General features: G+C 32.0%; 9 protein-coding genes. 2 read left to right on the forward strand and 7 right to left on the reverse strand.

The features are described 5' to 3' along the window. Positions 1-77: 77 nt before the first annotated feature. Complete coding sequence (locus tag LC036_RS11620) at positions 78-515, forward strand: DUF6997 domain-containing protein (RefSeq protein WP_226582562.1); 438 nt, start codon at positions 78-80, stop codon at positions 513-515. A 181-nt stretch (positions 516-696) separates the two neighbouring features. Here the strand turns inward: LC036_RS11620 and LC036_RS11625 are convergent, their stop codons facing one another. The 3 genes from LC036_RS11625 to LC036_RS11635 all read right to left on the reverse strand — a co-directional run bounded on the left by LC036_RS11625 (position 697) and on the right by LC036_RS11635 (position 2,266). After that, positions 697-1,143: a JAB domain-containing protein gene (locus LC036_RS11625; protein ID WP_226582565.1), complete on the reverse strand. Its 447-nt coding sequence runs from the start codon at positions 1,141-1,143 to the stop codon at positions 697-699. Further along, the gene (locus tag LC036_RS11630; protein ID WP_226582568.1) at positions 1,107-1,340 is read right to left on the reverse strand and encodes a hypothetical protein; all 234 of its coding nucleotides are present in this window, start codon (positions 1,338-1,340) and stop codon (positions 1,107-1,109) included. Before LC036_RS11630 ends, LC036_RS11625 begins: the two co-directional genes overlap by 37 nt. A gap of 257 nt (positions 1,341-1,597) precedes the next feature. Further along, positions 1,598-2,266: a DUF1643 domain-containing protein gene (locus tag LC036_RS11635; RefSeq protein WP_226582570.1), complete on the reverse strand. Its 669-nt coding sequence runs from the start codon at positions 2,264-2,266 to the stop codon at positions 1,598-1,600. A gap of 433 nt (positions 2,267-2,699) precedes the next feature. On the opposite strand from LC036_RS11635, the gene LC036_RS11640 reads away from it, so the two are divergent. Further along, complete coding sequence (locus LC036_RS11640) at positions 2,700-2,888, forward strand: hypothetical protein (protein ID WP_226582572.1); 189 nt, start codon at positions 2,700-2,702, stop codon at positions 2,886-2,888. A gap of 34 nt (positions 2,889-2,922) precedes the next feature. On the opposite strand, the gene LC036_RS11645 is transcribed toward LC036_RS11640, so the two are convergent. The 4 genes from LC036_RS11645 to LC036_RS11660 all read right to left on the reverse strand — a co-directional run bounded on the left by LC036_RS11645 (position 2,923) and on the right by LC036_RS11660 (position 12,612). Beyond that, positions 2,923-8,289: an FtsK/SpoIIIE domain-containing protein gene (locus tag LC036_RS11645; RefSeq protein ID WP_226582574.1), complete on the reverse strand. Its 5,367-nt coding sequence runs from the start codon at positions 8,287-8,289 to the stop codon at positions 2,923-2,925. Then, on the reverse strand, positions 8,289-9,836 hold the full coding sequence (locus tag LC036_RS11650; protein ID WP_226582576.1) for a hypothetical protein: 1,548 nt from the start codon (positions 9,834-9,836) through the stop codon (positions 8,289-8,291). The genes LC036_RS11645 and LC036_RS11650 overlap by 1 nt, the downstream gene beginning before the upstream one ends. Then, a complete protein-coding gene (locus tag LC036_RS11655; RefSeq protein ID WP_226582578.1) occupies positions 9,836-11,647 on the reverse strand; it encodes a hypothetical protein in 1,812 nt (603 codons plus the stop codon). The genes LC036_RS11650 and LC036_RS11655 overlap by 1 nt, the downstream gene beginning before the upstream one ends. A gap of 149 nt (positions 11,648-11,796) precedes the next feature. Further along, positions 11,797-12,612 (reverse strand): phosphoadenosine phosphosulfate reductase family protein, encoded by an 816-nt coding sequence (locus tag LC036_RS11660; RefSeq protein ID WP_226582581.1) that lies wholly within the window; start codon positions 12,610-12,612, stop codon positions 11,797-11,799. Between the last annotated feature and the right edge of the window lie 11 nt (positions 12,613-12,623).

Here is a 12,623-nt window from a genome sequence, read left to right on the forward strand (position 1 = left end):
CCCCAATCTTGATCATCACTTCTACACTCCAAATCTTTATCTAGTATAGAAATGATTATCTGTTATTATTGGGGAATTTGAAACCGTTGTTATTAGGGATTTTAGCACCGTTGCTTACAGTAGGGACAGGAACACAATTCGCATTAATTAAAGCCCAAAATAACTTAGAAGATTTTTTTCTTATAGATGAGAATATATTTGAAAATGAAGGACAAGTTTTTGTACCAATTGTCGATAAAACACAGCTCCTTTCATATAAACTACTACCTCAACTTACAGAAACATCATTAGTAAACTTAGGTTTTCTTAGTGGTTTAATTAGTCATGCTCTTAATTTAGACGAAATAAAGCATTTATTCCCACCCGCAACATGTAAAGCAAATTTCACTTTTAGAATAAGACCTCATTCTAGTGATAATGAATACTTTGTACATAATCAAGGACAAGTTGAAATAGATGCAATGTTTGTTGCAAAAAGAAAAGGAGTAGATACATTATTTGTGATGGAGGCTTAAAGTGCATCTCAACATAAATCTTTAGCAAAACACAAATTAATCTATCTAATTCTATCAATATCAGAACAAGTTCCACCTAGTATTCCTATTGTCCCTGTTTATCTAAAGGTTGATGTTACCGAAAACAATTATTACTTTAATATTGTCGAGTGTGATATTCCTGATCCTCGTACTGAATAATTTATACAAAACCTTTTTCTTTCATAGAAACAAAACTCCCTCCGGATCCTATAATCACGTGATCAAGTAATTCAATTCCGACAGTTTTGCCAACTTCAGAAAGCCTCTTAGTCACTTCGATATCCTCTCTACTTGGATTAGCGTTTCCTGAAGGATGGTTATGTGCTACTACAATTGATGCAGCACTTAATCTTATGGCATCTTTAAAAGTTTCTCTAGGATGAACAATACTTGCATTTAGAGAGCCTTTAAAGATGTTCTTTCTGCTAATCACAACATTTTTTGTATTTAAAAAGATTGCATCAAAATATTCTTGTTGTAATCCTTCTAAATCATTAAAGAATTTTGCTGCATCCTCTGGACTTCTAACAATATACCCCTCATCTTTCTTATATCGTCTAATGTGACTTGCTAAACCAAATGCCGATAAAATTCTTTTAGCTGACATTTCTCCAACACCATTATTTTTTTTAATTCTTCAATACTCAAATCACTTAGTTGGTTAATACCTAAGCTAGCTAGTTGACCAGTAATAGAAGCATCAGCTTTTGGGCCAATCAATATAGCTAAGATATTTTGAAGACTTGTTTCCTCCCAGCCATAAATACCTAATTCTTCATTTGCAATATCATAGTGTCTTTTCATTTTTTTTCCTAACATAGTATCTTTATTAAAAATATAGTGAAATCAGTTTTTAAATCTCACATATTTAATTTTATACAGAACATTAGTTCGCGTACACAAAATGTAATAAAACAGTTAAAAATTTAATTAAGTAATATACGAAAAGTATTCTTTATAGTAAAAGACACAAAAAAATTAGCAACAATTATACCCAACACATTGGATACTAATTGCTACTAATTTAATTTTTGTAAACTCATTGGTAAAGTTTATGTATTTTATAAACCCTCAAGTAAATCAATCATCCTTGAATACCAAGAAATTCTTCTAGTTAGAGGGTGATGAAAATAATATTCAGACTGAGATGACGGAACTCCAAAAGTTCTTCTAGAATTAACGAGTGACAAACAAAACTCTGCATGATTTTCTATACATTCTTCTGTACCCCATGCTAGTAATATTGGAATACGATTATTAGACAGTGCATGTATCATTTCATCATATCGGCTATTTGAAAAAATACTATGTAGATTAGATTGGGTTCTTAACTCAAAATCTCTAATCAAGCCACCTAATTTTTTACTGTCTTCTTCACGTATATCCGATAAGTTTAAAACTCTTACATGATTCCACCTTTTGTTATTCATGATTTTCATAATTCTTGTTTGTGTATCATCTGGATTTGTTAAAACTAAGGACTTTGATAAGAAATCAATGTTAAATTCTTCAATGTTAATACGTTCAGGTTGGCTATTCTCTGGATAAGATTTTCCTGGATTCATCATAATAGCTATTGCATTCGGTTGAGCTAAAGATAATTCATTCGCGCTTAAACTTGAGTTCTTTCTAATTATCTCTAAAACACTTCTACACTTTGCTATTTTGCTATCTTCTTTATACATATCATAAAAATGACCATAACAATAAAAGCCATCCTTGATAGGCACTAAACCACTTCCTTTTTTTAATTAGGTATAATCATTAAATTAATAATCATGTGGTAATAATGGATTAGTATATTATATCAATTAGGATCACTATTTATTGTAAATAAAGGAAATTAATTTCTGTTTTAAAAATACGGTTATTTAGTCCATATTTTGTTGTTAAAATTAAGGTAACCTCTTATAGTAGATTATAAATGGAGGTGCAATACATGGTTTGTTCTTGTGGTGGTTTATATATAGTTAAAAAGATAGAAGAAATACCCTCCAACCTTTCCAAAGAAGAAAAACTTATATATATTCGCTTGTGTGTGATGTTGAATGTATTAAATGTGGGAAAGTGCTTTATTCTCAACCTTATGACTATGGAAGTAACTTTAACATAGCAAGGAATCTAGATAATTAAGATTATTCACGAGGAGACGGATAAAATTAAATGGAATTGGAAGAAGTCAAACAAAACTTAGAATCATTATATATCGACTATTTTGATGGCTTATACTCAGAGCATCAATTAAAAATGATGTTATTAAAACTATATAAACAAAGTAAAATGACTGGTACCGAAGATTATAATGTGAAAATTAAGCAATTAGCTGAACCGAATAAAGAAGATGGTAATTAGGAAGCTAACTTCACTACATACCATCTTCTTTTCATTAGTTGTTTTTCTTAATAATTTGACTAACTTTATATATCTCACTACTTGAAATAAAAGGTACTTGTGCAAATATTAAACTTGGTTCCCCAGATAGCCTAGCAACAAGATGTCCTCTACCTAGTAAGTTTTCAGCACCTTTTTCCCCTAATGCGATTTCAGATGTACCTGTACTTCCAACTTTTAAAATAAGTCTGTTTCCTAAGTTATCTCTTAACTGCATCGGTAATGCCTCTTTATCGGGTCTTTGTGCTGCAAAAATTAGGTGTATTCCAGCTGCTCTTGCCTTTACTCCTAGACGTTGAACAGTTGAAGATACTGTACTTTTATATTCATCAATTAGCATCCAGTCAGCAAATTCATCATGAATAAGGTAAATGAATGGCATTTTCTTATCTTCTGGAACCTTTTCATTATATTCTTTCAGATTTGGAACTTTATACTCCCTAAATCTCAAATATCTTGATTCCATCTCTTCAACTAGTTCTTCAAGAATTTCAGCTGCCCTTGACCGATCAATTACTATACCCTCAGCTAAGTGCGGAAGTTCTTCTAAGTTTTGATAATCTACTCCATACTTTGGATCGATTAAATAAATCTTTGCTGTATCTGTTGAGTTTGTTGCACAAATATCAAGTATTAAAGTCTGGATTAATACAGATTTTCCGCTTCCCGTCTCTCCTGCAATTAATGTATGGGGAGCGTGCTGTTCAAGCCCTGCAAATGGTCCACCTAGATTTAAATACAGTAACTCACCATCTACTTCTTTAACTCCAATAACAAAATTTAAATTTGTGTCTTTAATATCATTCTTTAATTTCCTTGCATTCCATACATTCGCTAGTGAAATAGTCTCTCTTTCAGGCCTTTCAACGAATACCACAATTTCTCCTGGTTGTGGAAGTACATTTATTATATTTAAAGCATGTGTCGTTAATAGCTGTGATTTTTTCTTTTCAATATCTTCTACTCTTAAACGATCGGAGCCTTTTAATCTTATGATAGCTGCATTCGGGGTAAGCCTTGTTTCTAGAACTTTACCTTGCAAATTATATGTAGCTAAAGCAGCTTTTAAAGAGTTAACGACTTTGGCTAACCATTCTTTATCGCTCTCATTCTGATTTTCTTCATTAATATTATTAATAATCCAATCACTGAGTTTATGATTATCATACTCAACTTGTACTTCTCCATTACTGAGAATACTATTTTGTTCATCTCGCCTTCCATCATCTACTGGCTCTTCTTTTGCTGTACTGCGATCAGTTTTATCTGCAAATGATAATTGTTCTGACTCTTCGTTGAAGTCGTTTTTATTATTAGAATTATTTTGATTCCCCTTATCTAATACCTCACCTGGTTTTTGATCTTGGTTTCCCTGATTAATTTCTGTTTTTTCATTAGGTAAAGAAGGAGTGAATTTCTTCCACGTGACTACAGTTGCAAATTTTGACCTAACAGTATATAAAGGTTCCTCACCTAATGTTGCCAAAATAAGTTCTCTTACAGAGTCTCTTGAATAAATTTCTTGGTAGCTATTACCTACTGCATTAATTTTAACTTGTTCACTCTCTAAAGTATCTGAACTATCAATAGCTGTTGGTACAAAAACATGTGAGTAGCCCTTTATTTCTATTTCCACTTGTCCAGTTCTTATTAGATCCCTCCACTCCTCTATGGAAGCAGAAGAGTTTTGCATATAAAGTGTTCCCTCAACTAGCAAATCGCTAATCTTTGAAAGCCACAGGCTTTGGTCTAACCTCTTTGGTTCACCAAATAATGCATTGTTTATTCTTGATACTGTATCAATTAACTGTTTCTTTGATGTCTTTTTTGAATTAGATACATTTTTTATATCCACAAATTTAGCTTCTGAAACAATTATTTTCAAGTAATACTTTCCATCCTCTTCAAAGGGGCTTAAAGCTAAAATATCAGCTATTTGTTCTTCTTTTTTCCCTAGCCAACTTGCATAATCATCAAGGAAATACCAACCTATACTAGCATCTTTGTCAACTTCTTCTTTAATAATTAACTTACTTAAAACCACTCCTATTAATTCACTGGCATATCTACCAATTTTGGCAGCTCTTAACACAATATCTCCTGATAATTGATTTGCCTCTTCAATGAAATAATCAGTTAATTTATCAATATCGTCGTCAGAAATACTTAAATTTAATGCCTTAAACTTTCGCTTTAAAATAATTTTTAAAAGTTTAAGAGAAGTAGTAGTTGAAACCACAAGGTTAGCACCATTAGTTTTATTGTGTTGGTATTTGATAATATTTACCCCTTGGCTTTTTAATAATCTCCTATCAAGAAGTTCATCGTAATTTGCCACCCATTCTCCAAGTTTATGGGATTCCTCAAAAATATTTTTGGTTTCATTACTTTGAAAATTAATTTGCCTTGAAGGTAAAAAATATACTCCTTCTTCTTCGTCAGCACTACGATGTATGCTTTTAACAAACTTTAAGTATTCCCATCCCTCAGCAGTCTGACTAGGGCAAACTAAATATGTCGTTGATTTTAATTCGTCTTTTGCCGATGGACGCCGACGTGACCACCTCGCAGGGTACAAATCCATATTATCTGGTGTATGAGTTGTACGGACCTTAATCCAATCAAAGTTTGACTGTCTCGAAATAACATCTTGTAAATATACTAAATCAAATGGTTTTCCCTCTTCTCTTTCAGAAACAGAAGATTGATGTGCCATTACACCGATTCGTAACTTTGCCATAAAATCATTAGTAACTTCGCTTGGTACAAACATATCAGGGTCTGAGTCAGCACCTTCAACCATTTTAGAATATATTTGATTAAGCTTATTAGTATCTCTATGTCTTAAAACCACTTGACACCTAATGTTGTCGTCTTTGCTATTAAGCTTTGAAACTGAGTCAACTATAGCTTGAGGTAGTCTAGTGGAGTCAGAATTGTAAAGCACTACACCAAGATTAGCCCCTTCATGAGGTTGTAATTCAAGATAACGTCCTAATAAGTCAGTGAGTTTGTCGCTTGCTTCCTTTGGATCTTCATTGGTCTCTTGATCTCCCATTTTTGCTATTGGCATTTCCATAAGACTATAGTCATATAGAGTATCGGTAATACTAAGAACCTCCGGAACATCATCTCCATTAAAACCTAAGCAAACTTCTGGATAATAAGGATGCTCTATATCTTGAACTAGTTCGTTAAAGTAAAGTTTCGCGTCACCAAAATCAAAGTCTTCTGTTAGTAATAGGTATTTTATAATTTCATTAGTTTGCTGCATTTTAACTGCCAATGCAGCCATTCTAAACGGATTCCACGGTGGGATAACCGCTAGGGGTTTAGTATCATTTATTTCAATAACACCTATCTTTATAATTGGATACCACAGCTTTATCCTGTTAACATCACCTTTAGCATATTTAGACAAATTATTTAGTAGTTCCCCAAATAATTTAGATTGATTTACATGTGTGGCCGATATTAGACCTTCATCAACCCAAAGCTTCAATGCTTTTTTATATTCTTGTGAAAATGAATTCCAAGAATTTAATATTTGTGTGTAACCATTTTCGTCAATTCTATTTTCAGCTCTAGCATTTTTGAGTTCTTGTATAAACTGTAAATTAATATCTTTTTCTTTTTCGTAAACCCCAACTAGAGACCCTCTATTTTGTCTGTATACTGCTTGAAAAGTATACACGTCATTTAATGATATCCCCTGAAGTTTCCCTTTTTTACTTATAGGATTTTTAGAAACATTTGACTTTTGGAATGGATTTTCGCTTAATCTGTTTAAGTCATTAAATAACTCAGAACCAATAGCATTAGTAGTTCCTTCCCATAACAATTGAACTTTACAGTCTTGTTCAATTCCATGTTCATCCTCATAAAATAATTCAATATAGAATTTAATTTGTCTTGAGGTTTTGGCAACTGACGTGTTCTTTTTATATGACTTTTTCCCTTTCCCCTGATGTCTTTTTCTTTCATCTTCTATAAGTTCGTCATATTTGAAAAGCCAACTTGTATCCCATTCTATTAAGGGACTAGTTATCATTTCCAATCCTTTATATCTAGTACAAAAGTATAATCCAAGATCAGTATTTAAACTCAACCATGAACTTCTTCTATCGCTTTTCTGAGTTTTAACTTTAATAATTTTTTTACCTCTTGTAGACTCTGATTGAGCAAATAATCTTTCTATTGCTTGTAAAAAGCCAACCAAGAAATCTGTACACTCAATAGGCTTACCGTATATAAATTTATCCCATTTTGCCTTTAACTTTTTATTATTTTCAATTTGATATCTATGTTTCTCATAAAAAGAAATGTCATCATCATTGGGCTCTTTAGCCTTCCTTTTTTCTAACAGTTCAAGGTAGTCTTCATCTTCTTCAGTTAAAAGATCAGAGAATTCATCTTCTAAAAATTCCCTTGTTTCTTCCGATAAACTACTTTTTTTAGATACCTTAATGCCTGAAAAAAAGGAACCAATATGATCACTTTCCCATTCATAATTAGCTAGAATATCTGATTCACTTGTCCATCCTGGCTTGGAGTTAATAAAACTTTGAATATCTGAATGGATATGCTCAGGGATATATTCCTTTACTTCATCGAATGAGTTGTTTAATTGCTCATTTTCAATAACTTCTCGAGTAGGAGTTAATTTAAATAAGTAATAACTTCTTTTTATCTTTAATTCTTTAAATGACTTTGCCCAGTTATTTTTATATGTTTGTCTATTTTCGGGAATTGCATAAAAATACCCTGAATCTCTCGGGATTTTTAGTGCAGGTAACGCCCACCCTAAAGCATCAATTAGTGTAGCACCATCATTTATTATTTTATCTCTTGTTAATACAATATATCTACTAAACATTTCTAAACTACAATCAGTAACACTTAATAGCCCAATTAATGCCTTTTCCCATATATTCATTAACCTTTCACTTCCGTTAATATATGTAAGGTCACTTGTAATAACTTTAATCCATAAATTTGTATTAGCTTTTAGATCATTGGCTCCTATTGTAAAAATATTTCTTAATGAGGGACCCTGGTCATCATTGTTATTAGCTAAAAGTAAGACAGGCTTTTCAGTTACACTATGACGTAACCTTGTCGTTCGCTCATTTGTTATTATATTTTCAGGCAAATCATTCCCAACTGCTAATTCAACAGGTATCTTTATATCAACTATCTCTTTTAAATACTCGTCTGCAAGGATTTCTTTACATATAACAGATACTTGTGAACCAGAAAGTCTATCAAGCAAAAATCTTGCTACACCCTCAGAATTATCGGAACCAATATTTCTTTTCAAAAATTCTACTGCTACTTTTCCTATTAAATTTAATTGATTCATTATACACCATCCTTAGCAAAAGGATTTTCAACATACGCGCAGGCATCTGATAATCTTCTTAATAACCCCATGCTTGCTAATCTCTGCTCTAATCGAAGAGCGTTTTCTGAAAAAGCTTCTTGATCAGCTTGACCTAAATTTATTAATTCTACTGCTTGTTTTTCCCCAATAATAAATCCATATTTTTGATAAAGTGTATCTAAGAAGTCTCTAAATTCCATTCTATCAGGCACATTTGTTAGAACAAGCGTCTTTAAAAGATTATCAGTAGGAGCGTACCTGATTCTTTGACTATTTCTACTAGACGATAACCCAATCTCTTTTCCCCAAACTCTATGAAAATTATTTACATGTTGTTTGTGCCTTGAGATTGCCCTATCTACTAATTCTTCTACAAGGGCATCTGGATTTTCTGAACTAATATCCTCATCAGTAGATGACCATAAGAAATAATCATTTAATAATTTTTGTGCTTCATAAAAAGGGTCAGGCTTATCATAAAGCTCTTTCCATCTATCTTCGTTTAATATACTTCTTACATACTTCTCTAACGCTTGTCTCGAAAGATTATTATTATCTATATATGAGTCTGATGCTAAATCCCTAATGATTGTTTTTTTAGGTGCTAGAATTTCTAAAACAAATTCTGTTTTAGGCTCGAGAGCCAATACATCCCTCGATCTGTTTAAAAAATATAAAATCATATGCAATCCAGTTATGCTAACAATATGTGGGATCGCATCATATGCAGGTATTTTACATCGGAAAATATTGACCCAATCGTTGGCCATATCAGTATATTCAGAGAGATATTCATATGGTAAATAAGAACCTTTTGAATCTTTTGTTGACTCTTCATGACCATAATTAGGCTGTAGTAACTGAGCCAATCTATTGTAAATTGAATTAGAATTCAAAATACTAGATTCTAAATATTCGAGAATTTCATTTCCCTTTTTTGAACGCGACAGCATTAAATATAATATCTCACCAGTTCTTCCAAAAAACCTTCTATCGTTTTGTACCCTATTTCCGTTAATTCTCAAATCCTCATATAAGCACTCTTTTCCATAAGGGAAGATAAATTGTGAGCTCCATCTCTTATTGTTCTCTCCTTCAATTGTATTGGTTTGAAGGAATTTAATCGTTTCATAAAAGTCACCAAAACTATTAAAATTGTCTTGTAAGTAACTTAAATTCGGATAATCTACACCAGCAAAATTTTGTTCAGCTAATTTCATCCATTCATCCCAAGCTTTTTGACCATCATTATGTGCTTCATAATCTCTATTTACTACTTCAATATACGGATTATTAAATAGTAGGTTTCTTAAATATATTCTTGAATAGGGATTATAATTTAATGTATTGAATTGCTCTTCTATAAAAGGCCGACCTTTTTCATATTGCGAATTTAATACACCTATAAACTCCATAAAACATAACCACGGTGTCTGCTCATCATATAACCTATGGCCCCAGATTGCTTCATCAATCCAAAAGTCTGATTTAATATTATTAGATGTTCTAGGAAGAGTTTTTAGCATCAGAACACCTCCAAAGTTTTAGGTTCAACTATTCCTTTATCATTTACTTTTAAAAGTTTTAAAGAGACATGAGAGTCATCCACTGGGTTCTCTGCCTTTCTTCTATCTTCAAGTTTCTTTAACAACTTACTTTTAAATGCAAGTATATCTTCATAACATTCTCTTGAAAAACTTCCTGGTAGCGCTCCCTCTGCCACTCTCGAAAGGAATTCATACCTAACTAATTGCAAGTTAAGTTTGACAGGGGACAAATTATTAGAAAAACTCACGGATAAAAATATCTTATGATTATCTTCTCCTAATTCAAGTTTTATATATTCCCCTCGATCTGGTGTTACCGAAACAAATCCTTCTAAAACTCTACTAATTTTAGCTTGAGAATGGTTACCAGAAGTTGATAATATAAGTTGGTCATTATTTTGAACTAATAAGCCAGTAGTAATCCTATTTAATCCTTTTACTACCCTTGTAACATAATGTGGCTTTACTCTTTTATTCTCCTTTAACACCCTATAAACATTATTAAGAAACTCGCCGGCGTTTTGAAAAGTAGTCAGATTCCATAACTTCAACCTATCTTCAAGAGCTTCTGGAATCACAAAAAATAACCTCTGCCTTTGGGATTTTAACATCTCTAGGAACTTTTCAGTATCTCCTATATCTCCTTCCAAATAAGCCTTTCTTTCAGAAAGGAATACCTTATCAGCACCGTAGTATTTATCAGCTAGAATTAACTCTTCATATAAATCATTGTATTCATTATCGTCTTCGCCAAAAATTAAGATATTATCAACTAAGGTATTAGTCTCTGATCCAATACCAAATTTATTTAAAGTGACAAAAATGTCTATTGTACTTCTTTTCCTTTCAGAAAGGTTTTCCCCAAATATATTTCTATAAATACTCCCTAAATACGTTGTATTATTATTTAGTTTAGCAATGTCACTACACTTTAATAATTTATCCTTCACATCAGGGTGTCCTAATAACATATTAGCTACTAATAGTAATAATTGTCTTATTGGCATATGAATCTCATTTATTTCACATAATGTTAATAAATCAACTAACCTATTAGTAATTAAACTATCATTATCTTCTAGCCTTCGCTTATTCTCCAGTATTGGACATGCATTTTCATCCGAAGTATTATGGACACATGTTTGACACTGATCCCAGCCTGGATTACTTAACACTTCCTGTATTATCTTAGGAAGAAGGTCTGCTGAATTTGTTTTACTTAGGTTATATAGTTTTAATTTATAACCATATTGTATTTTTTTACCTTCTACTAGTAAATCTTCAATACATTTCTTTGCACTTATTACATTATCTGTTTGATTAACCAACTTCCAAGTCTCTAGTAGCTGTCCATCATTTGCAGCAACTAAAAAAACTATTTTAGTGTTTATTCCCATTATTGAATCTGCCATTATCGATAATAACTGTCTTTCTTCTTCCAATAATTCACTTAAATCTTTTATAAACATAACTTTATAATCATTCACATATAATTCTTTTATCTTATTATTTTCATCCCATTCTAACTCGGAACCTCCGAGCTTTTTCCAAACTTCTCTACAATAGTATGTCTTTCCATCACCAGCTGTCCCCGTTAAAATAATAGAATCTGGACCTTCTGAAAGAAAATTTGCTACTAATTCCTCTAAGTATTCCATATCCACCTTTATTGGTTTTATTTTCTTCTTTTTAATAACCCTTTGGATGGTTTCATCATACATATTGTCGTTCCTTGGAATAGGACCATACTGTCTAAGAAAATTAATCCAATCGGATCTAACTGAACTCATCGTTATCCAACTCCCATTAAATTCAATTTCCGTTACATTTTTTTCCTAATGCTAATTATACAGAAAAATCTTAATCTATTAAACATGACAAATAAAAAAACGAGTATTATTCATTTTTTTGAATAATACTCGTTTTCAATACATTTTATTTAAGCATAATGACAAATACAAGGAACATCAGTTTCTTCATTAAGCTTCTTTGCAACTTCAGAATCAAGATCTAATTCTCTTCTATAATCAGTTAATGTAAATGGCTTACCGTTCCTTTTAAGTATACTTACATCACCTAACTGCTCTCTTAAACGATTTTCCATTTCCTCTTGCTCAATATATACTTGTGGCCATGTTTCATATAAATGCTGATAATGGTTAAATCCACCACGTACACAACGTCCACCACAATTTGCATGAGAGAATCCTAGGTGGTACATTTCCGGAAGCTCTATTCCCCAATCTTGAGTAATAATCCTTTTTATCTCTTTATCCGGTATATTACTTTCATAAAGAGGAAATACAGTTTTCACTTGCTGTTCTTCTCCATCTCGAGGTAATAAATTATGATTATATAGATTTTCTATACCTTCTCTTCTTCGCTTCTCATGTTTACCAATCCCAAAGTATAATATAGGTTCATAACCACTATCTCTTAACTCTTCAAGGTATATCACTGTTTGACGAACTTTTAGTTGAGAAGAACACTTTGCTAACCTAGAGTTCCCGAGAAATTTAGTATCTTCAAAAACTTCATCAGGAGTTCTACCATCTATTAAAGTTTTGCGTTCAATTCCAATTTCTTCTGCTACCTCTATCATAAACCTCTTGTTATCCTTATGTTCCCATAAAGTATCTGTAAAAAGTAATACTGAGTTTTCTTTTCCGTGTTTTTGAACCATTAAGTATGCAACATAAGCACTTGCTGCACCTCCACTAAACATGGCTATATATTTAGGCTTTCTTCCGTACATCAAATCACCCT

It is taken from the genome of Halobacillus litoralis, assembly GCF_020524025.1.
Classification (GTDB): Bacteria; Bacillota; Bacilli; order Bacillales; family Halobacillaceae; genus Halobacillus; species Halobacillus litoralis_D.

Coding starts and splice junctions, on each gene's coding strand:
- LC036_RS11625 (WP_226582565.1), bottom strand. CDS start 1,143: ATGTCAGCTAAAAGAATTTTATCGGCATTTGGTTTAGCAAGTCACATT.
- LC036_RS11630 (WP_226582568.1), bottom strand. CDS start 1,340: ATGAAAAGACACTATGATATTGCAAATGAAGAATTAGGTATTTATGGC.
- LC036_RS11640 (WP_226582572.1), top strand. CDS start 2,700: ATGGAATTGGAAGAAGTCAAACAAAACTTAGAATCATTATATATCGAC.
- LC036_RS11645 (WP_226582574.1), bottom strand. CDS start 8,289: ATGAATCAATTAAATTTAATAGGAAAAGTAGCAGTAGAATTTTTGAAA.
- LC036_RS11650 (WP_226582576.1), bottom strand. CDS start 9,836: ATGCTAAAAACTCTTCCTAGAACATCTAATAATATTAAATCAGACTTT.
- LC036_RS11655 (WP_226582578.1), bottom strand. CDS start 11,647: ATGAGTTCAGTTAGATCCGATTGGATTAATTTTCTTAGACAGTATGGT.
- LC036_RS11660 (WP_226582581.1), bottom strand. CDS start 12,612: ATGTACGGAAGAAAGCCTAAATATATAGCCATGTTTAGTGGAGGTGCA.